Here is a 24,665-nt window from a genome sequence, read left to right as displayed (position 1 = left end):
GGCGAAGGTCCCCCGTGCGGCTCATGTGCGGATGTCCCCGCGCGCGGACCATTTGTCGAGCTGGGGCAGTCGGCCCAGCTTTCCGGGGTGCCAGGGTCCGGTTCCCGGGCTCTCGGACGCCGTGAATCCGCGCCCCAGCTCGTCGCAGAGGTACTGGACGACGAAGCGGCCGGTGGACGCGGCGCGGATCAGGCCGCCCATGCCGACCCACTGGCCCGCCATGGAGAATCCGCGCAGGCCGGGCAGGCGCATGCGGTCCTTGCCGACCAGCTTGGCCGCGATGTCGTCGGCGTCGGAGAACGCCTTCCAGGCCAGGATGGAGCCGTCGTGGTTGCCGGTGTAGCGCCGGGTGGTCGCCGGGGTGGCGATGTCGACCAGTTCGATGCGCTCGCCGGTGCCCGGCATCCGGCGTTCCAGGAACTCCCTGACGAATTCGGCGACTTGGCGCTTCCTGGCCCGGTAGTCCTTGCGGTCGGCGGCGCGCAGGTCCTTCCAGTACTCGAAGTCGCTGAAGTAGGTGCAGTGGATGACCGACCTTCCGGGCGGGGCGAAGCCGTCCGAGTAGTCGGAGCGCAGCTGGACCACCACGCTGCCCTGCAGGGCGCCGGGCAGTCGCGCGGCGTCCTCGGGCGGGAGCAGGTAGGTGGTGCTGTGGGCGCGGTCGGGGCCCAGGTCGCCCTCGATGCCGACGAAGGCCGAGACCACGGCGGGGAACAGGGTGCCGGGGCGGTGCAGCAGTTCGTTGTACAGCTTGTCGATCCGCGGTCCGGTGTAGCGGCCCTGGAGCAGGCCGTGGATCGTGGTGTGGCCGTCGCAGGCCGAGACGACGTGGTCGGCGTAGTACCTTCTGCCGTTGCGCAGTTCGATCCCGACGGCACGCCCGTCCTCGACCAGGATCCGTTCGACCCGTGCCCGGTAGCTGATCTCCCCGCCGAGCCCGGTGTAGCGTTCCTCGATCGACCGGGCCAGGCCGAGTGAACCCCCCTGTGGGAAACCGGCGTTGTTGTGGTGGGCGCCGGCCATGTTGAACAGGTACGGCAGGAGGGGGAAGCCCTCGGGGTCCTGGAAGAAGATGTTGCGGAACGCCCGGCGCAGCAGCGGGTCCTGGAAGCGGTCGGCGAATTCGTGCATCGGTGTCGCGGCGGTGCGCCAGAACAGGCGGAAGGCGGGCAGGACGGTGCGCAGCATCGACGCCCGCTCGCGCACGGTGCGCAGTGCGGGGGCGGTCAGGAACGGGTACAGCTCGATGTCGAGGAACCGGCGCAGGTCGCGGCAGAACGAGCGGATCGGCCGGGCGTCGTCGGGCGAGAGTTCGAGCAGGTGCCGTTCCAGGCGGTCCGGGTCGTTGTAGAAGACCACCTCCCGTCCGGTCTCGTCGACGACCCGGTTGAACATCTCGAAGTTGGTGATGCTCTTGCCGTCGAGCGCCCCCAGTTCGCGCCACACCTGGTTGGCCTCGTTGCCGGCGGCGGTGCCGATCAGCCATTCGATGCAGTAGTCGAAGATGTATCCGTCGCGCGACCAGGCCGTGCAGCAGCCGCCGGGCAGTACGTGTTTCTCGAAGATGCGGGACCGCATCCCGTTCATCTGCGCGTAGCACCCGGTGGACATTCCGGCGACGCCCGCGCCGATCACGATGACGCGGGGGCTGCCGTCCTTCCCCCCTTCCCGGGTGCTCCACGGGTCGGCCGTGTCAGTGGACATCGCTCGCGCCCTCCCGGATGATGCCGCGCACCAGCTCGGCGTTGCGGGTCACGTGCTTGGAGTCGAGCATGTCGGCGTGGCTGCCCGAACCACGCAGGACGGCCGTCGCCGTGGTCGAGCTGCCGTGCCAGGTGCCGCGCGCCCCGGCGGCGTAGAGTTCCGTCTTCTCCTCGTCCGTGACGACGCTGACGGTCGCGGCCACTTCGCCGAGGTTCGGTGTGCGGCCGCAGAAGGCCAGGTATTCCGCGGCGTGGTCGAGGGTCTCGCGGGCGACGGCGTCCGACCCGGTGTGTTTGCGCAGGTGTTCGGCGAGTTCGGCCTCGAAGATCTCGATGTGTTCGTGTCCGGGTTCGTAGGGTTCGAGGATGCGGTACGAGTCCAGCACGATCACGTGGGCGACCTCGCGTCCGCGGCCCTCGAGTTCCTTGGCCACTTCGAAGGCGAGGTTCCCGCCGAGCGAGTAGCCGAGCAGCAGGCACTTCCCCTCGGGCCGGTGGGACTCGACGAGGTCGGCGTAGCGGACCACCTTGTCCGAGCCGGGGACGTAGTTGAAGGCGATGAGCCGGTACTCGGGGAGGCGGTGGGCGAACTCCCGGTAGACGAGGCCGTGGCCGCCCGCGGGCGGGAAGCAGAACACGGTGGGTTCCCGTTCGCTGTTGAAGCTCAGGCAGGGCAGGTCGTCGAAGTCGCCTCCGGTGGCGAGGCGTTCCACGGTCGCGGCCATGCCGTGCAGGGTGGTGACCCGGTACAGCAGGCTGACGGGGATGCCGACGCCGAACTCCTTGCGCAGCCGGTGGATGAGTTCGATCAGTTTGATCGAGCTGCCCCCGACCTCGAAGAACTCGTGTGCCAGGCCGACCCGTTCCAGGCCGAGCAGTTCCTTCCAGTGCCGGGCCATGCTCACTTCGAACGGGGTGCGGAGCGTCTCCTCGGGTTCGTCGTCGGCCTCGGGCCGGGGCTCGGGCAGGGCGGCGAGGTCGACCTTTCCGTTGGCGGTCAGTGGCAGCCCCGGCAGGGCGGTGAAGTGCGCGGGAACCATGTGGGCGGGCAGCAGGTCGGCGAGGTGCCGGCGCAGGGCGCGCCGGTCCAGTTCCGTGCCCGGTGCCGGTACGCAGTAGGCGCAGAGCATTTCCTCGCCCCGGGCGTCGGGGCGCACCGTGACGACTGCGCCGGCCAGTGCGGGCCATTGGGCGAGGTGTGCCTCGACCTCGCCGATCTCGATCCGGTGGCCGCGGAGCTTCACCTGGCCGTCGATGCGTCCGAGCAGGTGGATCCGGCCCTCGGCGTCCCAGCGGGCCGCGTCGCCGCTGCGGTAGAGGCGTTCGGGGCCGGCGCCGGGTTCCCGGCTCAGGGTGCGGGTGACGAAGCGGCGGGCGGTCAGTTCCGGGTCGCCGGCGTAGCCGAGGGCGACGCCGTCGCCGCCGATCCACAGTTCGCCGGGCACCCCGGGCGGTACGGGTTCGCCGTGGCGGTCGAGCACGTGCAGCGTGCTGTTGCCCAGGGGCCGTCCGACGGGCACCGTACGTCCGGGTTCCAGGTCGTCGAGGGGGCCTTCGAAGAAGGCGCTGTCGATGGTGGCCTCGGTGACCCCGTAGGAGTTGAGCAGTCGGGTGTCCGGTCCGCACAGTCCGCGCAGCCGCCGGTACTCCCCCGCCTTCCACACGTCGGAGCCGACGATCAGCAGGCGCATGAAGTCCAGCCGTCGTCCCTCGCGTTCGCAGTGGTCCATGAGGCCGCGTACGACGGCGGGCACGAATTCGGCGCAGTCGACGTGTTCCTCGCGCATGGTGGTGTACAGGCGCTCGGTGTCGAAGAGCAGGTCGCGGTCGACCAGGACCAGGCTGCCGCCCGAACACAGCGCGCGCACCACGTCGCCGGTGAAGACGTCGAAGGACGGGGCGGCCATCTGGAGGTGCACCCGCACGTCGTGGTCCAGCCGGTATTCCTGGTGCCAGGCCCAGTAGGCCGAGGCGAGGCTCCGGTGGCTCACCTGCACGGCCTTGGGGAGGCCGGTCGAGCCGGAGGTGTTGATGATGTACGCGGGGGTGTCGAGGCAGGTCTCGTCGTCGGCGGACTGCGTGGTTCTCGGCCCGTCCTCCCCGAGGGGCGCGTCGTGCAGTTCCCGCAGGGTCAGGGTCCGGGCCGGGAGCCCCGCCATCCGGTCCCGGCAGGTGTCGTCCTCGACGACGACGAGGGTGACGGCCGCGCTGCGTACCGTGTGGGCGAGGCGGTCGGCGGGGTGGTCGGGCGGGACCGGGAGGTACGCGGCACCGGCCTTGAGCACCGCGAGCAGGGCGACGACGAGTTCCGGCGACTTCTCCAGGCAGAGCGCCACCACCGAGCCGGTGCCCGCGCCGAGTCCTCGCAGCCGCTGGGCCAGTTCCTCGGACCTGCGGTCCAGTTCCGCGTACCGCATCCGGTGGGGTGTGCCGTGGCGGGTTGGAACGGTGAGGGCGACGGCGTCCGGGCGGCGGGCGGCGACCTCGCCGAACAGCCGGTGCACCGGGCGCGGGCGGTCCGTCCCGGGCTTTTGTGCCGCGGCGTTCCGGGCGCCGCTCCATTCGCCGACCAGCAGCTCGCGTTCCTGGGCCCCGATCATCTCCAGCCGGCTGGTGGGACGGTCGGCCGGTGCCGTGGTCATGCTGTCGAGCAGGGTGGTGTAGTGCGCCGCCATCCGCCGCATGGTCTCGGGCAGGAACAGGTCGGTGTTGTACTTCAGCACGCAGTGGAAGCGGTGTTCCGCCTCGTCCTCGTAGACGGAGAGTGTGACGTCGAACTGTCCTTCTTCCTCGGGGAGTTCGATGTACTGGAGCCGGTAGCCGTACTTCTCGGTGGCGACCTTGTGGGTGAGCAGGATGAACATCGCCTGGAAGACCGCGGAGCGGCTCGGGTCGTGCTGGAGTCCGAGCTTGTCCACCAGCAGGACGAACGGGTACTCCTGGTTGTCCAGCCCGCCCAGGACGGTGGTCCGCACCTGTTGCAGCAACTGGGCGGTCGTCGGGTCGCCGGACAGGTCCGCGTGCAGCGGGAGCGGGTTGACGAAGTAGCCGTAGACGGAGGCGAAGTCCTGCTCGGTCCGGCCGGTCACCGGGCTGCCCACGATGACCTGGTCCTGGCCCGAGTAGCGTTGCAGCAGCAGGTAGTAGGCGCTCAGCAGCACCATGAACGGGGTCACGTCGTGCTCGCGGGCCAGCTCGTGCACCCGGGCGCTGAGGCCGGTGTCCAGGACGAAGAACTCCGACGCGCCGTTGTGCGTCTGCACGGCGGGCCGGGGCTTGTCCACGGGCAGTTCCAGGGTCGGTACCTGGGCCGGCAGGTGGGAGCGCCAGTAGTCGAGCATGCGCGGTGCCGCGGGTCCGGCCAGGAAGCGGTTCTGGGCGTTGAGGAAGTCGAGGTAGCGCGCGGTGACCGGCGGCAGCGAGGGTGCCTGGCCCTGGCGCAGTCCTTCGTACACCGCGAGGAGTTCCTCGATGAAGGTGAACGTCGAGATCGCGTCGGAGACGATGTGGTGGACCGCTTTCATGATCACCCAGCGGTCGGGACCGCGCTTGAAGAGGCGGAAGCGGAACAGCCGGTCGTGCTCCAGGTCGTAGGGCCTGCGGTATTCGGCGACGATCGTGCTGTGGATGTCCTCCCACTCCTGGTCCTGCACGTCGAACAGGGCGACGTCCGGTTCGGTGTCCGACGAGACCTGTTGCAGCGGGACGCCGTCCACCGTGAGGAAGTTGGTCCGCAGGGCGGGATGGCGGACGACCATGCAGCGGACGGCCTCGAACATCAGGTCGGGGTCGAGCTCGACCCGGACCTCGACGGCGCCGCCGATGTTGTACGCGTAGCCGTCGGGGTTGAGCTGCCGGAGGAACCACAGGGCCTTCTGGTTCTGCGTCAGCGGGTGGCGGAGTTCGTCCTCGAACACCTCCACCTCGCCCGCACCGTCCCCGCCCGACTCGTGGGCCACCGCCTCGGCGAGGCCGTCGTGGAGCTGCTGGATCAGTTCGCCGACCGGGGTGCCGCTGAGCAGTGCCACCACGGGCGGGGCGACGCCGAGTTCGGAGCCGAGCCGGGCGCGCAGCTCCATCGCCAGGAGGGAATCGAGGCCCAGCGCGTTGAGTCCGGCCTGCGGGTCGATCCGTTCCGGGCCGGTCCGCAGCACCGAGGCGGTCAGGGCGGTGAACCGTCCGGCCACCAGGGCCAGGCGTTCGTCCGCGTCCGCCGCGCGGAAGAGGTCGAGGATGCCCTCGCCCGTCCCGTCGGCCTTCCCGGCCGGGGCCGTTCGCGCCAGCTCGGCCACCAGGGCGGGCGGCGTCGCGTACCAGGCCAGGAACACCGGCCAGTCCACGACCGTCGCGACGAGCAGCTGGGGCCGGTCCTGGCCGATGACGCGTTCCAGGACCGCCATGCCGACGTCGGGGGCGAGCGAGCTCATCCCCCGGCTGTGGAGGTAGTGCCCGACCAGTCCCAGTTCCTCGATCATGCCGGTGGCCCACGGCCCCCAGTCCAGGCTCAGTCCCGGCAGGCCGAGCGCCCGGCGGTGCTGGGCCAGCGCGTCCAGGAACGCGTTCCCCGCGGCGTAGTTGGTCTGGCCCGCCGTGGTCAGCAGCGAGGCGATCGAGGCGAACAGGACGAAGTGGTCCAGCGGTTCGTCACGCAGATGGCGGTGCAGCAGGTACGCGCCGACGGCCTTGGGGTCGTGTGCGTCGGCGAAGGTCTGCCGGTCCATGTCCGGGACGAGGGTGTCGCGGACCTGGCCCGCGAGGTGGAACACCCCGCGCACCGGCAGCGGGTCGGTGCTGCGGTGGGTCTCCAGCCAGGAGGTGAAGGCGGTCTCGTCGGTGATGTCGAGCGGTGCCAGGACGACCCGTGCCCCGAGCGCCTCCAGTTCTCTGACGAAGGCGGCGGCGCGGCCCGGGGCGCCGGCGGGGTCCAGGTCGCGCCAGGCGGAGCGCTCCGGCAGCGCGGTGCGTCCGATCAGGATCAGGCTGCGTGCCCCGCGTCGCACGAGCGTCCGGCAGAGCAGCCGGCCGAGCGCTCCGAAGGCGCCGGTGACGAGGTAGTTGGCATCGGTGCGCAACCGCAGCGGGAGGGGATGGGTGAGCCCTTCGGCCTGCCGGATCCTGCTGGTGAGGCGGTTCGCGCCGCGCAGCGCGATCTCCTCCTCGTCGTCGTTCAGCAGTTCCCGCAGCAGGGCCCGGGCCTCGGCGCGGTGTCCCTCCTCGCCCCGCGTACCGGGGTCCAGGTCGATCAGCTTGCCGCGGTGGGAGGTCAGTTCCTGGTGCCTGAGCACCCGGCCGACGCCCCAGGCGGGCGCTCCCAGGGGTTCGACCGTCTCACCGGGTTCCACGAGCTGCGCGCCGCGGGTCACGATGTGCAGCCGGCCCGTCGCACCGCGGCGGAGCAGGGCCCGGGCGAGCGCGATCAGTGAGTAGGCCCCGGTCCCGCTGTGCCGTACGAGGTCCTGCGGGGTGGCTTCGTCGAGGTGCGGCAGGTCGAGGTTCCACAGGTGGACGACGGTGCCCACGGACGTTGTGCCCTCCTCGCCGCCGTCCAGGTCGGTGAGGAGCCGTTCCAGGTCGGCTGCGGAGTCCGGGGTGACGGTGAACTCCCGTCCGTCGTCGCCCTTCCGGTACGTGTCTCCCGGCCGGACCAGGCGGCAGCGTTCGCCGCGCTCCGTGAGCAGGGCGCTCAGGGCGTCGCCGACGCCCCGGCCGTCGGCGAACACCAGCCAGTCGCCGACGGTGGACACCTCTTCGGCACCGGTCGCGGCCGGGTCCGTGTTCTCATCCGGGGCGAAGGGCCGGTCGATCCAGACGGTTTCGGCGAGCCAGGAGTCGATCGTGCCGAGGCCGACCGCGGTGGACGCCTTCTCCACGTCGGCGGCGCGGAAGCCGTGGATGGCGCCGAGGGGTTCGCCGTCGTCCGCGTGGAGGGTCATGTCACCGACGAGTTCGTCCGCGTCCTCGCGGGTCACCGTCGCGTGCACCCAGATCGGCCGGTCCCCCACCGGGGCCAGGCACATCTCCTCGATCGACAACGGCAGACGGATGCCGGAGGGTGACCCGTCCGGTGTCTCCCCGGCCCCGTCGTCGGCGAGCCGTGTCGCCAGCAGCGACTGGAAGCAGGCGTCGAGCAGCACGGGGTGGATGTGATGTCCGGCCGCGTCGTCGCCGATCGCGGCCGGCGGGCGGAGCCGGGCGAGCACTTCGCCGGAGCCGATCCACACCTCCTCGATGGCCCGGAACGCGGGTCCGTAGTGGTAGCCCAGGGCGGCCAGTGCCGTGTAGCAGTCCTCGCCGGTCAGCCTGTGCCGGGCGCGGGCCCGCAGTGCTTCGGTGTCGGCCGGGGGTCCGGCGGGGCGCGGTTGTCCGGAGCGCACGACGCCGCCGGCGTGCACCGCCCGGTCGTTCTCGTCCTGCCCGGCCGATGCGATCGTGAACGCCGCGTTCTGCGACGAGAGGGTCAGCCGCACCTCCCGGTCCTCGCCCTCGGGCAGGAACAGGGCCTTGCGGAACTCGATGTCCGTCAGCACGGCGTGGGTGCCGCCGGTCAGGGAGCGAACGGCCTGGGTGGCCATTTCCAGATAACCGGCCGCCGGGAAGACCACCGTGGACTGGATGCGGTGGTCGTCGAGGTAGGGCAGTCGTTCGGTGTCCAGGGTCGCGTGCCAGGTGGGTTCGGTGTCCGTCGTGCGGCGGCCCAGCAGGGGGTGGTCCACCCGGCCGAGGCGGACCTGGGCGACCGGGGCGGGCTCCGTCCAGTAGCGGTCGCGCCGCCAGGGGTACCGGGGCAGGGTCACCGGCCTTCCTGCCGGGTGGAGGGTGTCCCAGGCAATGGGGACGCCGAGGTTGTGGAGTTCGGCCAGTGAGGTGGCGAACCGTTCCGGTTCGTTCTCCTGGCGGCGGATCGACGGCAGGGTCCGGACGGTCGCTCCCCGGTTCTCCAGGCACTCGCGGATGGAGTGGGCGAGCACCGGGTGCGGGCCGATCTCCAGGAACAGCCCGTATCCGTCGTCGGCGAGCCGGTCGATGGCGGCGCGGAAGCGGACCCGGTCGCGGACGTTCTTCCACCAGTAGTCCGCGTCCAGTTCGGTGCCGTGCGCCGTGCCCTCCTGTCCGGTCAGGTAGACCGGTACCGTCGCCGCCCGGGGGGTGATGCCGTCCAGCGAGGCCAGCAGCTCGTCCTTGATCGATTTCATGCCCGCGCTGTGGTAGGGCACCTGCACCATGAGGAACTTGGCGAAAATCTGCTCCGCGTCCAGTTCCCGGGCCAGTTCGGCCAGGGCGTCCCGGTCCCCGGCCAGGGTGACCGCCGACGGGCTGTTGACCGCCGCCACGGACACCCGGTCCCCGTACGCGGCCACCCGGCGCTGGGCCTCCGCCTCGGGCAGGCTCACGGCGAGCATGGTGCCCGTTCCCGTCAGTTTCTGCTGGAGCCGGCTGCGGTGCAGCACGATCCTGACCGCGTCCTCCAGGGTGTAGACCCCGGCTTCGTAGAAGGCGGCGGCCTCACCGGTGCTGTGGCCGACCACCGCGTCGGGTTGCACGCCGTAGTGGCGCCACATGGCCGCCAGTCCCACCTGCACGGCGAAGTTGGCGGGCTGCGCGAGCCAGGTCTCGCCCATGCGCGACTCGGACTCCTCGGCGTTCATCTCCTCGATCAGGGACCAGCCCGCGATCGAGCGGATGAGCCGGTCGCAGCGGGTGACCGCCTCCCGGAACACCTCGTCGCCCTCGAACAGCTGGCGGCCCATCCCCCACCACTGCGGTCCCATTCCGGTGAAGACCCAGACCAGGCCGCGCTGTTCGGCGTCGAGCCGTCTGCCGTGGGTGAGGCCGGGGCGCGGTTCCCCGTCGAGGAAGGCGGCGAGCCTCTCGTCCAGTTCGGCCCGCGAGGAGTACACGACGGAGAGCCGCGACTCCAGGTGCTGGCGGCGCCGGGCCAGGGTGTGGCCGAGGTCGGGCAGCGACACCTCGGTGCCGTTCTCCCCCGCCAGTTCGCGACGGATCCCGGCCGCCACCTCGGGCAGTGCCTCCGGGGTGCGGGCGGTCAGCGGAAGGATGTTCCAGGCCCGCTCCTCGGGTGCGCCCGGCCGTACGTCCCGTACGGGTGCCTCCTCCAGCACGATGTGCGCGTTGGTGCCGCCGAAGCCGAACGAGTTCACCCCGGCCCGTGCGGGGCCCTCGTGCTCGGGCCACCGGGTCGGCTCGACCGGGATGCGGTACGGGGACGTGGCCTGGTCGATGGCGGGGTTGACCCGGTCCAGGTTGATGTGGGGCGGGATGAGGCGGTGCTTGAGGCAGAGCACGGTCTTGATCAGCCCGGCGATGCCCGCCGCCGATTCGGTGTGCCCGATGTTCGCCTTGACGGAGCCCACGTAGCAGGCGTTCTCCGGGCTGCGGCCCTCGGCCAGTGCCCGGCTCAGGGCATTCGCCTCGATGGGGTCGCCGACGGGGGTGGAGGTGCCGTGCGCCTCCACGTATTGGAGGTCGCCGGGCGTGATGCCGGCCTCGCCGCAGACGCGCCGGATGAGGGAAACCTGGGCGTCCGCGTTGGGCACGGTGATGCCGTTGGTGCGGCCGTCCTGGTTGACCCCCGCGCCGAGGATCACCGCGTGGATCGGGTCGCCGTCGCGCAGGGCGTCGTCCAGGCGCTTGAGGGCGACGATTCCGACGCCCTCGGCCCGTACGTAGCCGTTGGCCGAGGCGTCGAACGCTCGCGAGCGGCCGTCGGGGGACAGGAATCCGCCCTTCGTCTCGGCGATGGTGTACTGCGGCGCCATGTGCAGCAACACCCCGCCGGCCAGGGCGAGGTCGGTCTCCCGCTTGTGGAGGCTCTGGCAGGCGAGGTGCACCGCCACCAGGGAGGAACTGCACGCGGTGTCGATGGAGAGGCTGGGGCCGCGGAAGTCGAAGCAGTACGAGAGACGGTTCGAGACCATCGTCATCATGGTGCCGGTGGCGGTGTGGGAGGCCAGCGAGGAGAAACCCAGGTCGGAGAACTGGAGGATCTTGTAGTCCAGGGTGAAGGCCCCGACGAACACAGCGGTGTTGCTGCCGGCGAGCTCCGCCGGGCGCTGGCCGCCGTCCTCCAGTGCCTCCCAGGCGACCTCCAGCAGTTTGCGCTGCTGGGGGTCCATGTGGTCCGCCTCGCGCGGGCTGATGCCGAAGAAGGCGGGGTCGAACTCGTCGAAACCGTCGATGTATCCGCCCCGGCCGCCGATCAGCCGGCCGGGTTTCTCCTTGTGCCGACTGCCGAGTGTGCCGACGTCATAACGATCCGCCGGTGTCGGTGTGATGCAGTCCTTGCCCTCCATGAGATTCTGCCAGTACGTACGGGGGTCCGACGCACCGCCGGGCAGGCGGCAACCCATGCCGATGATCGCCACTTTGTCGCTCACAGAGGCACTGTTCACGTCGGGCAAGGTCGTACTCCTCAAGTCATGGCGCCGCGGCACGGCACGGATACGAGAAGAAGGGCCACGAGAAACGGTGCGGATTTCCGGGCGCTGCGGATGCGCGGCCGTGCGGTCTCTTCGGAGCCGTGTGGCCGTGCACCGGTGCGGTCCCGGATCCGTGCGGTTTCCCGTGGGAAGGGGTGGTTCAGGAGGAACCGGCCCCGCCCCTCTTCGCACGGCGCAGGGGATGGAGAAGGCTGGCGGCGATCTCCCCGGTGCGGGGGAAGGTCGCGGGGTCGCCGAGTCCGACGGCGACCGGTTCACGGCCGGGCCGCCAGGTGTAGCTGTCGAAGGCGTGGTCCCAGATCGACAGATCGGAACCGTAATGGCCCGCCTCGGACAGATCGGTGCTGTGGTGCAACCGATGCTGTTCGGGGCTGGCGAACACATGGTTGAGCCGACCGATGCGTACGTCGATATTGGCGTGGACAAAATACCCCTGGGCAGCCACGAAAAGACCGACGACGAATACGGATTCACGAGAGAAACCGACCAGCGCCAGGGCCAGTTGAACAAACCCCTGGGCAAGGACGATGTCAAGGACATGGTTGACGCCATTATTGGCGACATTGACTTTTTCCGGCACGTGATGCACGCCGTGGAATCGCCAGAGTATCGCATTGGTGTGACCGAGTCGGTGCACCAGGTAACTGGCGAGTGAACCGGTCAACAACGCTCCGGGAATTTCCACCCAGAGATTGAACATCGGCTCTTCCGGGGATATCAGGGAAACCATCGTGGAGACCAGGTATTGCGCGAAGGCGCTGGCCACCATCGTCAGCACGAAGTAGATGCCGTACCAACGCCATTCCCTGGCGCTCGGATGCCAGGCGCGCCGGTACGGAATCAGGCGTTCGAGAACGGTGAGATACCCGAGGACACCGAGCAGGAAGAACGGGCTCACCCGATCGGGGTCCCAGTCGAAACACAGTGCCGTGGCGGCCACCGAGACCGTGGCCACCAACAGGAGCGGGTACCCCCACACGCGCAGGGCCGCGCGCGCCGACAGCAAGGATCCCCCCGCCCCGCGGGCGGGACCGGAATCCGATTCCGGTTCACCGCCGGGCAGCGGCTCACGATTTTCCACTCACAGCACCTCTATGAAAGGAACCAGTACAGAAGGGCGTGGACCGGGGAGGAGGAAGCCTTTCGCCGCCCCGGGACATGCCGGAACAGCGCGTGGGCCACCGCCTGTCACGCACGGATGCATGCTGCTCTGCTCGGATGACGCGATTCGCCTCACGGGCCCCATGGACCCGAGATGCGACCGCCGGGCGAACCCGCCCTACTAACTTTTCCCCGATCGCCGGCCTCAACCGTCGAATTCAAGCCTCGCACCGATAGCCGGAGCACCCGTGGCGAGAGTTGCCACTCCGTTCGATTTCCCTTGAACGGAGCGGATACGACTGGTGAATCTTAGACCGCCGGACCGCTGAACTCATAGTTAATATGATCGCTAATAATACTGATCTGATTTTCTTTTTTGGCGTTCTACTTTCCTCGACCGCATCGGGACGGTGACCACGTCGGGCCGGGGCATGCACGGCACCGCATCGAACCGGGGCACGCATGGCATCGCCTCGGGCCGGGAGGCGCATGACACCGCGCCGGGCCGGGACACGCGTGGCGCCGCGTCAGGCCGAGGCGTAGCCGCGGGCGCGTACGAGGTCGCGTGCGAGGCGGGTGAAGGCCCGGGCGGCGGCGCTCCGGTAGGCGCCTTCGCGCCGCAGGAGAGTGACCGTGCGGGCGGGCAGGGCCGGGTCGAGCGGCACGGGGACGAGGCGGGGGTTGTCGTGGGTGATGGCGTCGGGCAGGACGGTGACCAGCGGGGTGCGTTCGACGATCTCGGTCAGGGCCTGGACGGAGTTGGCCTCCACCACGATCCGCGGTTCGATCCCGTGGGCCGAGAAGTAGGCGTCGATGTGACCGCGGGTGGCGAAGTCGCCGCTGAGGAGCGCGAGTCGGTGTTCCGCGAGGTCCCGGACGGGCAGCGGCCGGCCGCGGTCACCGGCGTGGGGTAGCCCGGTGACGAGGCCGAGGGTCTCGGTGAACAGCTCCGCCGCGCCGATGCCGGGCAGATGGGGCCCGTGGAAGGCGATCCCGAGATCCGTCTCGTCGGCCAGCAGCCCGGCTTCGATGTGGTCCTGGGTCATCTCCCGGAGGGTCAGGGTGATGCCGGGGTGCCGGGCGTGGAGTTCCGCGGTGAGCGGGCCGACGAGGTAGGCGGTGAAGGTGGGGGTCACCGCCAGCCGCAGATGCCCCCGGGACAGGTCGGCCACGTCCATCACGGCGCGCTCGGCGGCTGCCAGGTCGCGCAGCGCGTGGCGGGCGTAGTGCACATAGGTCTCGCCCGCGTCGGTGAGCCGTACGGTGCGGCCCGTGCGGTCGAGCAGTTGCACGCCGACGGCACGTTCCAGTTGCTTGATCTGCTGGGAGAGGGTCGGCTGGGAGATGCGCAGGTCCTCCGCGGCACGGGTGAAGTTGGCGTGCTCGGCGACGGCGAGCAGATAGCGCAGGTGACGGATTTCCGGGGCCATGGGTGAACTATAGATGCCATCGATAGCAGCCATGACTATTGCGTCTTGGACGCTATAGATGCAGGTCGTACATGGTGGATCTCGTCAGCCTCACCGGCCGGCAGATTCCGAAGGGAGTGACCATGCACGATCTGAACGAGGGCATCGCGCGTTTTCAGCAGGATGTCTTCCCGGCCAAGGCGGAGCTCTTCGCCCGCCTGGCCGGCACCCATCGGCCCACGACGCTGTTCATCGGCTGCTCCGATGCCCGTGTGGTGCCGGAACTGATCACCCAGAGCGAGCCGGGCGAGCTGTTCGTCATCCGTACGGCGGGCAACCTCGTCCCCGCCCGCGCTCCCGGACCGGACGGTGTGGCGGCCAGCATCGAGTACGCGGTCGCCGTCCTCGGCGTCACGGACATCGTGGTGTGCGGGCACTCCGCCTGCGGCGCGATGACCGCCCTGGCCGAGCGTCATGACCTCAGCGACGCACCCGCGATCGCCGACTGGCTGCGCCACGCGGACGCCTCCGTGGCCCGTACCACCGCCGGCGGGTCCGGGGCCGCGAAGGTGGCGGCGCTGGTGCGCGAGAACGTGCTCAGCCAGCTGACGAACCTGTCCACCCACCCCTCGGTGGCACGTGCCACGGCCTCCGGGGCGCTCACCCTGCACGGCTGGGTCTACGACATCGCCACCGGCACCGTCGACCGGCTCGGCACCGTCGGCCGGCCGACGGCCCTCACGGCCTGACCCCTCCCCCGTACGGCTCCCACCCGGAGCCGCCCCTGAACCCGCCGTTCCGCCCTCTTCCGACGAACGGCACGCCCGAAAGGAAAACCCTCCCATGGTGCACGCACAGTTCGACGCCACCGCCCGCCAGGACCTCGCCGCCAAGGCCGTCGCGGCCAAGACTCGCAAGGACGTGTCGTGGCAGCAGATCGCCGACGCCGCGGGCCTGTCGGTCGCCTTCGCCACCGCCGCCGTGCTCGGCCAGCACGCACTGCCCGAGGCCTCGGCCGTGGCCGTCGCCGAGCTCCTGGGCCTGGACGAGGACGACGCGGCGCTGCTGCAGACCATCCCGACCCGCGGTTCCATCCCCGGCGGCATCCCCACCGACCCGACGATCTACCGCTTCCACGAGATGCTCCAGGTCTACGGCACCACGCTGAAGGCCCTGGTCCACGAGCAGTTCGGGGACGGCATCATCAGCGCGATCAACTTCAGGCTGGACGTCAAGAAGGTCGCCGACCCCGAGGGCGGCGAGCGCGCGGTGATCACCCTGGACGGCAAGTACCTGCCGACCAAGCCCTTCTGATCCGGCGCCTTTCTGATCCGACCCGCCGGACACGCCCGGCTGTTCAGTGGACAGACAGTCAGACGGTGAAGCGGTCAGGCAGTCAGGGGCCGGTCCCCAGGGGCGATGGGCGCCGGCAGCACCGTGGAGCCGCTCAGATAACGGTCCGCGGCGGCAGCGGCGGACCGTCCCTCCGCGATGGCCCACACCACGAGGGACTGGCCGCGCCCCGCGTCCCCGGCGATGAAGACGCCGTCCGCCCGGGCGCCGGACGTCGTCGCCGGCCCGGCCGCGAAGTCCGCGTCCCGGGCGAAGTTCCCCCGGTCGTCCAGGGTGAGGCCGAGCTGCCGCATCAGTCCCGTGCCGCGTTCGGGGCCGTGGAAGCCGAGGGCGAGCAGGACCAGGTCCGCCGGGATGTCGCGTTCGGTACCCGGAAGCGGCCTCCTGGTTCCGGGCTCCACCTCCGCGAGGTGCAGGGCGCGCACCCGGCCGGTCCGGTCCCCCTCGAAGCTGAGGGTGGCCGAGGAGAAGACCCGGGGGTCCGTGCCCGACCGCGCCCGGGCCTCCTCGTGGGCATGGGACACCCGGTAGACCTTCGGGTGCACGGGCCAGGGCTCGGTGTCCCGCCGGTTCTCCCCCGGCTCCGGGTTGATGTCCAACTGCACCACGGACGCGGCCCCTTGGCGCAGGGCGGTGCCCATGTAGTCCGATCCGGTGTCCCCGCCGCCGATGATGACCACGTGTCTGCCCTCGGCGGTGACGCCCGGCGAGGGGCGGTCGCCCTCGGCGACCCGGTTGGCCAGGGTCAGATAGTCCATCGCCTGGTGGACGCCGCCCAGTTCGCGCCCGGGGACGGGCAGTTCCCGCCGCTCCCCCGCGCCGACGGCGACGACGAGCACGTCGTGCCGTGCGGCGAGGGCTGCGGCGTCGAGGTCGACGCCGACGTCCACCCCCGTGCGGAATTCGGTGCCCTCGGCCCGCAGCTGCCCGAGGCGCCGGTCCAGGTGGTGCTTTTCCAGCTTGAAGGCGGGGATGCCGTAGCGCAGCAGCCCGCCGACGCGGTCGGCACGCTCGTAGACGGTGACGGTGTGGCCGGTGCGGGTGAGCTGTTGTGCCGCGGCCAGGCCGGCGGGGCCGGAGCCGATGACGGCGACGGTCCTTCCGCTGGGCCGGGCCGGCGGGCACGGCGCGGCGTACCCGCGTTCCCAGATCTGATCGGCTATCGCCTGCTCGACGTTCTTGATGGTCACCGGGGCCGCGTCGAGGGTGAGCACACAGGTGTCCTCGCACGGTGCGGGGCAGAGCCGTCCGGTGAACTCCGGGAAGTTGTTCGTGGCGTGCAGCCGCTCGGCAGCCGCCCGCCAGTCCTCCCGCCTCGTGTACGCGTTCCACTCGGGGATGAGGTTTCCCAGGGGGCAGCCGTGATGGCAGAACGGTATGCCGCAGTCCATGCAGCGTCCGGCCTGTTCACGGACGAGAGGGAGGAGCACCTGGCCGGCGTGGACCTCATTCCAGTCGCCCAGCCGTTCCCGGACCGGCCGGGCCGGGACGGGCCGGCGGGGGAATCTGAGGAAGCCGTGCGGGTCGGTCATGGCCGCCTCCATCACTCACTCACGGCCACGGGCTTTTTGTCAGCGTACGCCCGCTTCGTCGACCGACACACCGCCCGGCGACACCCCTGTGGCACGGCCCGGACGGTTACCGGCGGGTCGCACGATGACGCATGAATGGTATGGACATGACCAAACGCCCTGGCTAGTCTCGAAGTTGGTCTAGACCTAGTGGAGTGGAAGTGTGTCCCCCACTCGCCTCTCAGCGCCACACCTCCCAGGAGCGAAGCATGCGCAGAAGGATCACCTCGTTAGTACTCGGCCTCGGGATCACCGGGGCCGCCCTCCTCGCCACCACCGGCAGCGCGCAGAGCCACGGCTACACCGACGCCCCCGTCAGCCGTCAACAGCTGTGCGGCAACGGCACCGTGCGCAACTGCGGCCAGATCCAGTGGGAGCCGCCGAGCGTCGAGGGTCCGAAGGGCTTCCCCGCCCGCGGCCCGGTCGACGGCACCATCTGCGCCGGCGGCATCGGCCGGTTCTCCGAGCTGGACGACCCGCGCGGCGGCAACTGGCCCGCGACCCAGGTCACCGCCGGGCAGAGCTACACCTTCCGCTGGCGGATCACCGCCCGGCACGCCACGACCGACTTCCGGTACTACATCACCAAGGACGGCTACGACCCCACCAAGCCCCTCACCCGGGCCGACCTGGACCCCCAGCCGTTCCTGACCGTGCCCTTCGGCGGCCGGCTGCCGGCGTCCACCGTGACCCATGCCGGGGTCCTGCCGCAGAAATCGGGCAAGCACCTGATTCTCGGCGTCTGGACGATCGCCGACACCGGCAACGCGTTCTACGCCTGCTCGGACGTCACCTTCTGAGTCCGGTCCGCTGTCCGGGGTGGGCCCGCCCCGGACAGCGGATCACCCGACGGCCTTCCGGGACGTGTTCCGAAAGTCCCGCCCGGCCGGGAAAGTTCTCAGCCGGGGAGCGGCCCGGGGCCTGAGCCGGGCCCGGGCCGCTCCCCGCAGGTGGACTGCGGCGTGTGCCGGGCCCGGCGCCTGCCGTCATTCGGCGGTGGCGAGCCGGGGCTGCGGCCGGAGAGTGACCAGCGCGATCCCGCCGCAGCACACCGTCAGAAGCAGCAGCTCGGCGGGCGAGGGGGCGGGCGCGGTGCCCAGCGCCCAGTCGCCCAGCCGCACGATGAAGGGAACGGCCAGCTGCACGGCGGCCGTGAAGACCGGACCGCGGAGCAGGATGAGCCGGTGCTGCACGAGGTAGGCGGGCGCGTAGACGGCTGCGCCCAGCACGACGATGCCGCCGGTCGCGGCAGGTGTCGGGGGGTGGGCGATCAGCGCGGGCAGAGCCATCGGGAGCAGCAGGCAGGTGGCGGCCGCGAGCAGCACGGGCAGCACGGCGAGCGGCGGCAGCCCCGACAGCCGCTCCTTGTACAGGAATCCGTACACGGCGAAGGCCGCGGTCGCCGCCGCCACGAGCAGTAGTCCCGCCCCGTCCGCGTCCCCCGCGTCCGCGCCGAGCGCCGCGTATCCGGCGGCCGCCGCGCAGGCCAGCACCGCCCCCGCCACCTTGCGCGGCCCGGACCGTTCGGCGAAGAACAGCGCGCCGACCGCCACCGAGGCGCAGGGCATCAGCGCGACGACGAGGTTGGTGAGCGAGGTGCCGATGCGCGGGATGGCGAGGAGGGTTCCGGCCGCGTATCCGGCGAATCCGAGCAGGCCCAGCAGCCAGACGGTGCCCGGCCGGGCGGCGGCCCGGCGCAGGTCGGCCCGGCCGTCCGCGGTGGCGGCGGCGACGGCGGTGAGCACCGCGCAGCACACGGCGGTCCGGCCCACGGCGACGATCAGCGGATCGGTCCCGGTGACCAGGGCGCCGGAGAGCAGCCAGGTGCCGGAGAGCAGCAGGACGAGGACGGCCGGCATCGCGTGACCCTTCCGTGGACGGCGGAGGAACGGCAGGGGAACGCGGCGTGGCCGGGGCCGAACTCACCGTTCCCGCACGGTCGTTCCTCCGCACCGTCCGTCGCTTTCCTGTAGGCGCCAACTATAACGACGGGTGCCGTCCTCGTCCGGGGCGCCCGGTCCGCCCGTACCGGTCACTCCGGCCAGGCGGAGTTCAGGATGGTGTCCACGAAGTTGCCGCGCTCGAATCCGGGTACGTAACGCTCCAGCACATCGGCCTTCACATTGCCGAACGTGGTCTCCGGCTTGGCTTCGATTCCTTTGGTGAAGGCCCTGAGGATGCGCCGTTTGAAGTCGGGCCGGGGGTGGAGGGCGACGATCGCGGCCCGGTCCGCCTCGTCGATGTCGTCGTACCCGATGCCCAGCACGTCGTACTCCACGCCGACCGTCACCAGCGCGACCTCGGGTTCCATGAACGACGGGATTCCCGGGGTCGTGTGGAGCGCGATGGCCGTCCAGACGCGCCGGATGCTGTCCTCGGGCACCCCGTGCCCCTGCAGGAACCGCCGTGCCTCGTCGGCGCCGTCCACCTCGAACCGGCGCCCGCTGTGGCGGAACTCCTCGCCGAGGCCGAGGTCGTGGAACATGGCCGCGACGTAGAGCAGCTCCGGGTCGAAGCTCAGACCGCCCCGGCGTCCCCGGAGCCCGCCGAAGAAGTAGACGCGGCGGGAGTGGTGGTAGATCAGGTCGTCGGTCGTGTCGCGCACCAGTTGGGTCGCCGCCGAGGCCAGGGCGGTGTCGGGAACCGGCACGGCGGTGAAGGCGGGGAGATCGGTGCTGTCGGGCATGGGAACTCCTTGTCGTGCGGCTCGGATGGACGGCTCGGGGGTACGGCTCGGGGGTACGTGGGTTTCGGCCTCGCGGTCCCGGTTCGCCGGGCGGTCCTCAGTCCCTGTCCGCCGGGGAGAGATGGAGGTGGGCCAGGTCGTGCGGGACCGGTCCGTCGGGGCGGAAGAGCGGGGCGCTCTCGCCGTCGGCGGCCGTGGCCGGGGCGTCCGTGAGGCGCAGACGGGTGCGCAGTCGTCCGTAGAAGTCGTTCGGGCCGAGCCTGACGACCCGCAGGCGGCGCGGTGCCGCGTACACGCCGAGCCAGTCCCCGGCGCCCAGTACGCCGCGCAGCTGGCCGTCGATGGTCACCGCGGCCTGTCCCGAGTGGGGCAGGATCCTTACGGCGACCGGCTCGTCGGCCGCGGCGACCACCGTGCGGTCGAAGGTCATGTGTGCCGCCACGGGAGTGAAGAGGACGGCGTCCATGCGCGGTGAGACCACCGGGCCGCCCGCGGCGAAGCTGTACGCGGTCGAGCCGGTGGGGGTGGCCATGATGACCGCGTCGGCGGAGTACGAGGCGAGGAGCCGGCCGCCGATGTAGACGCCGAGGCTCACCTGCCGGTCGCGCGCGAGCTTCTCCACGACGACGTCGTTGAGCGCGGTGACGTCCAGTGCCACGCCCCAGCCCTCCGCCGTGGCCTCCTCGCCGGGGGCGATCTGCGGGGGCGGCAGCACGGGGCGCTGCCCGTAGGCCATCAGGGCGTCGATGTCCGGGGGCACCTCGAGGGCCCGGGAGGCCCGCATGGTCAGGGTCATGCGCTGTTCGACCTCCGCCCGGTCGCGGTGGACGGCGTCGAGCGCCCGGACGACCTCCCCGGCGGGCACCTCGGTGAGGAAGCCGACACGGCCCAGGTCGACCCCGAGGACGGCGCCGCCGTTCTTGGCGGCGATCCTGGCGCCGCGCAGGAACGTCCCGTCGCCGCCGAGCGTCACGACGAGGTCGGGGTTGCCCGCGACATCGGCCTCCTCGCGTCCGCCGCGTCTGCGCGCGTCGTCGCGCCACACGTCGATGTCCGTGCACGGGATGCCCTCGCGGGCGCACCAGTCGCGTACGACTTCCGAGGCGACGACCGCTTCAGGATGGCCCTGGTGAACGACGACTCCGACCCGCTCGACACCCATCCCGCCACGACTCCCGTGTTCCGACGACGTCCTCATCCCACTGTGCGGGCACCAGGGGGATGCCCGCCCGTCGACGGGGCTCCTCGCCGACGGGCCGGACACCGTGCGAAACGCGTCCGGGGAGGGTCAGGCCCACGCGTCCTCCGGGATGCTGACCGTCCAGTGGGTCTCCTTGCGGGGCCGCAGGTAGAACGCCCAGTACAGCATGGCGACCGCGGTGATCCCGCCGGTCCACAGCAGGTACTCGGTCTCCTGCTGGGTCAGGATGTACCCGAGCACGACGATCAGCAGTACGGGGACCGCGGGCCACAGCGGCATGCGCCAGGCCGGTGCCTCGCGGTGCGCGCCCCGGCGGCAGAGCAGGGCCGCGACGGCGACCAGCAGGTACATGGCGGTGACGGAGACGCCGGTGACGCCGTACAGGGTGTCCAGGTTGACGAAGCACAGGGCCGCGCCGGGCACGCCGACGATCAGGGTCGCGACCCAGGGGGAGCCGAACCGGCCGAGCCGGGACAGGGCGTGGTTGACCGGCGCGGGCCAGGCCTTGTCGCGGGCGGAGGCGAACAGCACCCGCGAGTTCTGGATGACCATCACGATGCCCGCGTTGATGATGGCAAGGGCGACGCAGAGGCTGACGAAGGTGCCGACGGCCGAGTTGGACCAGGCGGCGACCATGGCGTTGAGGTCGCCGGAGGTCAGCGCCTCCAGGTCCGGTGCGCCCAGGGTGATGGCGATGACGGGGACGAGGATGACGGCCGTGGAGATGGCGAGGGTGGCGAGCACGGTGCGGGCGACGTTGCGCCGCGGGTTCTCCAGTTCCTCGGAGAGGTAGACGGCCGTGGAGAAGCCCTGGGTGATGAAGAGGGCGATCGCGAGCCCGGAGATCACCATCATGGCCGTGACGTTCGACGTGCCGCCGTCCGGCTGGGCGACCGACCCGTGCACCAGCGCGGAGGCGCCGCGCTCGGAGTGCGCGAAGCCGAGCACGGCGACGACGGCCGCCGCGATCACTTCGAGGACGAGGAAGATCCCGGTGATCCACGCGTTGGCACGCAGGTCCAGGAGGCCGGCGAGGGTGGCGAGGAGCATGACTCCGGCGCCCGCCACAGGGGCGGGGATGTGCACGACGGGCGCGAGGTAGTCGGCGGTCCCCATCGCGATGACCGGGGGCACGATCATCACGACCAGCAGTGAGAGCACGAAGACCAGCCACCCGGCCAGCCGTCCCGCCATCGTCGACACCATGGCGTACTCGCCGCCGGCGCTCGGGATGAGGGTGCCGAGTTCCGAGTAGCAGAAGGCGACCGCGATGCAGAGCAGCGAGCCGATGGCGATGGTGAGGGCGGTGTACGTGCCGAGGCTGGAGAACAGGTCCGGCACGACCACGAAGAGGGTCGAGGCGGGCGTCACGCAGGAGAGCGTGAGCAGTGTTCCGCCCACGACGCCGATGGAACGCTTGAGCTTCTGGGGGGTGGGGCCGGTCGCTGGGGCGAGCGCCTGGGGAGCGCTGAGCGTGTCGGTCATCGTGCGGTTCCGATCAACAGTGATGGTGTTCGAGCGCGGGAGCGGTATCGCCTCCAGACGAGGACGTGGTGAGTGGTTTCGGCGCTCCCAGCGCGACATGCAATACCGACGAGTTCCGTTGGTCAAGAGCTGTTCAACTTCGGAATTCGTTGCTCGATGGTGCTGATCCGACGCTTTTGTGCTGACAGCGCTTTTTTCTGCGGGGGATCGGCGGGTACGGGAACCGCAGCCGTCCCGGAGGAATGTTTTGCCCGTATCCGCATGCCGGAAGGCTCGGCGGAGCCGGCGGGGTCGGCCGGGGAACGCGGGGCGCGACGGCCGCGGGTCGCGCATCGGCCGTCCTGGTGCCAGCCTGGAGTCATGGCTTGGGCGTCATGGACGACTCGCGGTGTGTTCTCCGGGCGCGGTGGTGTGCTCACGGACGAGGTCGGCGTCCTGTCCGGGGACCTCACCGTTCATACGACCTGGGCGGACGACACGGCCCAGATCACCGTGCAGTACACCGATGCGATCGACTGGTTCACCATGTCGGGCAGCCCCGTGCCGTGCCATTCGGAGGAGGAGAGCCGGCAGCTCCACGAGATGGCGGTGCGGGCGGTCCGGGCGGGCGGGGCGGCGACCGTCCCGGCGTCACCGGGCAGGGAACCGGGGCCGGCCGCGTAGCACCTTCGAGACCGTCCGCGCAGCACCTTCGGGACCGGCCGCGCAGCACCTTCGGGGCCGCCCGTGGGCACACCGCTCCCGGCCGGGCACGCCGGCCCGGCCACCGTACGCCGCGCAGAGTCAGGGGTTTCACAGGCTCGGAGATTTCACGGGGCCGGGGTTTCACAACCCCGGAGGTCTCACCGGCCCGGGCTTTCACCGCCCGCCCGGGGCTCCCGCAGCGCCGCGGCGACCAGTCCCTCGATCTCGCCCCCCGGCACGTCGCCGCCGCTCACCAGCCGGTCGAAGACCAGCCCGTCCACACAGGCCAGCAGGGTGAGGGTGCGCCCCTCGGCGTCCGCCACGCCCCGGGCGTCCAGGAACTCCCGCACGATCTCCCGTGCCGCGTTCCGGCGCGGTACGAGGATTTCGCGCAGTTCCGGATGGCGCACGCTCTCGACCGCGCACGCGTAGCGGGCGAGCGACCGCCGCCGCCCCTCCCCGGTGAGCCGTCCCTCGACGAACGCGGCGAGCCCGTCCGCGAGTTCGCCGGGGGTCCGTGGCATCGGGGTCCGCTCCCCCGCCGCCCGCAGCTCCGCCTGGTCCCGTTCGACGAGCCGCCGGACGAGCCCGGTGAGCAGGGCCCGGCGGGTGCGGAAGTAGGCCGAGGTGGTACCCGGGGGCAGGCCCGCCTCCCGGTCCACGGCCCGGTGGGTCAGTCCGCGCATCCCCTCGTCGGCCAGCACCTCGATGGCCGCGTCGGCGAGAACGGTGCGTCGATCAGTACTCATCCCCTCTTTCTACACCTGTAGAGGCCGCGTAGTACTCTCCTTCTACAGCCATAGAAGCCCGAGGGCGTGACGGTACGGGACGGAAGAGGGGGCCGGCATGGGCGGTACTGCGGTGGTGGTCGGCGGGGGCATCGGCGGGCTGGCCGCCGCGATCGGGCTGCGCCGTACCGGCTGGGAGACGACCGTCGTCGAGCGCGGCAGCGGACCGGACGACGCGGGCGCGGGCATCTCCCTGCACGCGAACGGCATCCGCGCGCTGGACGCCCTCGGCGTCGGGGCCGCGGTGCGTGCGGCCGCCCGGCCCCAGTACACCGGCGGCACCCGCACCCCGGGCGGACGCCTGCTGACGCGCATGGACGGGGCGGCGCTGGAACGCGAGTCGGGCACCCCGATCGTGGGCATTCCCCGGGCCGTGCTGCACCGGCTGCTGCGCACGGCGCTGCCCGCCGGAGCCCTGGTCGGTGGGGCCGAGGTGACCTCCGTCGACCGCTCCGACGCCTCCCGGGTGCGGCTCACCGCGGGCGACACCGTTCTCGACGCGGATCTGGTCGTGGCCGCCGACGGTGTGAACAGCCGGTTGCGCGCCCAGCTCTTCCCGGGGCACCCCGGCCCGGTCCACAGCGGTTCGACGGTGCTGCGCGCCATCACGGAGTCGCCGGTGGAGCTGCGCACCGACTTCGAGCTGACCTGGGGCCGGGGGGCCGAGTTCGGCCACATCGTGTTCGCGGACGGCCGGGCCGAGTGGCACGCGGTGTTCAACTCGCCCGCCGGGGTGCGTCATCCGGACCCGCTCGCCGAGGTCCGCCGCCGGTTCGGGGACTGGCACGACCCCATTCCGGCCCTGCTGGCGGCGACCAGGCCCGGCGCCGTGCTGCACCACGACGTCAACGAGCTGGTCACCCCGCTGCCCTCCTACGCGGTCGGGCGGGTCGCCCTTCTCGGCGACGCCGCCCACGCGATGACCCCGAACCTCGGCCAGGGCGCCTGCCAGGCGCTGGAGGACGCGGTGTCGCTGGCCGCCGCGCTCCGCGCCGGGCCCTCCGTCGAGTCGGCGCTCCGCCGCTACGACGCCGAGCGCCGCCCCCGCAGCCAGTCGGTCGCGAGGGCGGCTCGTCGGGCGGGCCGGATGGGGCAGCAGCTGTCGCATCCGGTGGCGATCGCACTGCGCAACGGGGCGCTGCGGCTGGCGCCGTCGCGGGTCACCGTCCGCGCCATCCTGCGGCACGCCGACTGGACGCCCCCGCGACCGGACTGACCGTGCGGTG

The 24,665-nt window shown here is 71.2% G+C and carries 15 protein-coding genes; 5 read left to right on the top strand and 10 right to left on the bottom strand.

Annotation, left to right across the window (positions count from 1 at the left end; translation table 11 throughout):
- Positions 1–21: 21 nt before the first annotated feature.
- The 4 genes from OCT49_RS32890 to cynR all read right to left on the bottom strand — a co-directional run bounded on the left by OCT49_RS32890 (position 22) and on the right by cynR (position 13,692).
- Positions 22–1,704, bottom strand: coding sequence for a phytoene desaturase family protein (locus OCT49_RS32890; RefSeq protein WP_283855440.1), 1,683 nt, complete (start codon positions 1,702–1,704; stop codon positions 22–24).
- Entirely contained in the window at positions 1,694–11,122 is a 9,429-nt protein-coding gene (locus OCT49_RS32885; protein WP_283855439.1) for a non-ribosomal peptide synthetase/type I polyketide synthase, read from the bottom strand. Before OCT49_RS32885 ends, OCT49_RS32890 begins: the two co-directional genes overlap by 11 nt.
- 178 nt (positions 11,123–11,300) lie before the next feature.
- Positions 11,301–12,167, bottom strand: coding sequence for a sterol desaturase family protein (locus OCT49_RS32880; RefSeq protein ID WP_283856016.1), 867 nt, complete (start codon positions 12,165–12,167; stop codon positions 11,301–11,303).
- 622 nt (positions 12,168–12,789) lie between these two features.
- Entirely contained in the window at positions 12,790–13,692 is a 903-nt protein-coding gene (gene cynR, locus OCT49_RS32875; protein WP_283855438.1) for a transcriptional regulator CynR, read from the bottom strand.
- A 122-nt stretch (positions 13,693–13,814) separates the two neighbouring features.
- On the opposite strand from cynR, the gene OCT49_RS32870 reads away from it, so the two are divergent.
- Together OCT49_RS32870 and cynS are read left to right on the top strand one after the other, a co-directional pair.
- The gene (locus tag OCT49_RS32870) at positions 13,815–14,420 is read left to right on the top strand and encodes a carbonic anhydrase (protein ID WP_283855437.1); all 606 of its coding nucleotides are present in this window, start codon (positions 13,815–13,817) and stop codon (positions 14,418–14,420) included.
- A 94-nt stretch (positions 14,421–14,514) separates the two neighbouring features.
- Complete coding sequence (cynS, locus tag OCT49_RS32865) at positions 14,515–14,985, top strand: cyanase (RefSeq protein ID WP_283855436.1); 471 nt, start codon at positions 14,515–14,517, stop codon at positions 14,983–14,985.
- A gap of 74 nt (positions 14,986–15,059) precedes the next feature.
- Here the strand turns inward: cynS and OCT49_RS32860 are convergent, their stop codons facing one another.
- Positions 15,060–16,556 carry a glutamate synthase subunit beta gene (locus OCT49_RS32860; protein WP_283855435.1) on the bottom strand — a complete coding sequence of 499 codons (1,497 nt, stop codon included), beginning with the start codon at positions 16,554–16,556 and terminating at the stop codon, positions 15,060–15,062.
- A gap of 248 nt (positions 16,557–16,804) precedes the next feature.
- Here OCT49_RS32860 and OCT49_RS32855 point away from each other — a divergent pair, with 248 nt between their 5' ends.
- Entirely contained in the window at positions 16,805–17,395 is a 591-nt protein-coding gene (locus tag OCT49_RS32855; RefSeq protein ID WP_283855434.1) for a lytic polysaccharide monooxygenase auxiliary activity family 9 protein, read from the top strand.
- Between the two features lie 186 nt (positions 17,396–17,581).
- On the opposite strand, the gene OCT49_RS32850 is transcribed toward OCT49_RS32855, so the two are convergent.
- The 4 genes from OCT49_RS32850 to OCT49_RS32835 all read right to left on the bottom strand — a co-directional run bounded on the left by OCT49_RS32850 (position 17,582) and on the right by OCT49_RS32835 (position 21,967).
- Positions 17,582–18,454, bottom strand: a complete 873-nt coding sequence (locus OCT49_RS32850; protein WP_283855433.1) for an EamA family transporter — start codon at positions 18,452–18,454, stop codon at positions 17,582–17,584.
- Positions 18,455–18,627: 173 nt separating this feature from the next.
- The gene (locus tag OCT49_RS32845; protein WP_283855432.1) at positions 18,628–19,281 is read right to left on the bottom strand and encodes an HD domain-containing protein; all 654 of its coding nucleotides are present in this window, start codon (positions 19,279–19,281) and stop codon (positions 18,628–18,630) included.
- Between the two features lie 97 nt (positions 19,282–19,378).
- Complete coding sequence (locus tag OCT49_RS32840) at positions 19,379–20,443, bottom strand: NAD(+)/NADH kinase (protein WP_283855431.1); 1,065 nt, start codon at positions 20,441–20,443, stop codon at positions 19,379–19,381.
- Positions 20,444–20,569: 126 nt separating this feature from the next.
- Positions 20,570–21,967 carry an APC family permease gene (locus tag OCT49_RS32835; protein WP_283855430.1) on the bottom strand — a complete coding sequence of 466 codons (1,398 nt, stop codon included), beginning with the start codon at positions 21,965–21,967 and terminating at the stop codon, positions 20,570–20,572.
- 360 nt (positions 21,968–22,327) lie between these two features.
- Here OCT49_RS32835 and OCT49_RS32830 point away from each other — a divergent pair, with 360 nt between their 5' ends.
- A complete protein-coding gene (locus OCT49_RS32830) occupies positions 22,328–22,630 on the top strand; it encodes a hypothetical protein (RefSeq protein WP_283855429.1) in 303 nt (100 codons plus the stop codon).
- Between the two features lie 179 nt (positions 22,631–22,809).
- Here the strand turns inward: OCT49_RS32830 and OCT49_RS32825 are convergent, their stop codons facing one another.
- Positions 22,810–23,400 (bottom strand): TetR/AcrR family transcriptional regulator, encoded by a 591-nt coding sequence (locus OCT49_RS32825; protein ID WP_283855428.1) that lies wholly within the window; start codon positions 23,398–23,400, stop codon positions 22,810–22,812.
- 97 nt (positions 23,401–23,497) lie between these two features.
- Between OCT49_RS32825 and OCT49_RS32820 the strand changes: the two genes are divergently transcribed.
- A complete protein-coding gene (locus OCT49_RS32820) occupies positions 23,498–24,655 on the top strand; it encodes an FAD-dependent monooxygenase (protein WP_283855427.1) in 1,158 nt (385 codons plus the stop codon).
- Positions 24,656–24,665: the final 10 nt, after the last annotated feature.

Origin of the sequence: Streptomyces sp. ML-6, from assembly GCF_030116705.1 — a bacterium.
Classification (GTDB): Bacteria; Actinomycetota; Actinomycetes; order Streptomycetales; family Streptomycetaceae; genus Streptomyces.
This window is presented reverse-complemented; position numbering and strand designations above follow the sequence as displayed.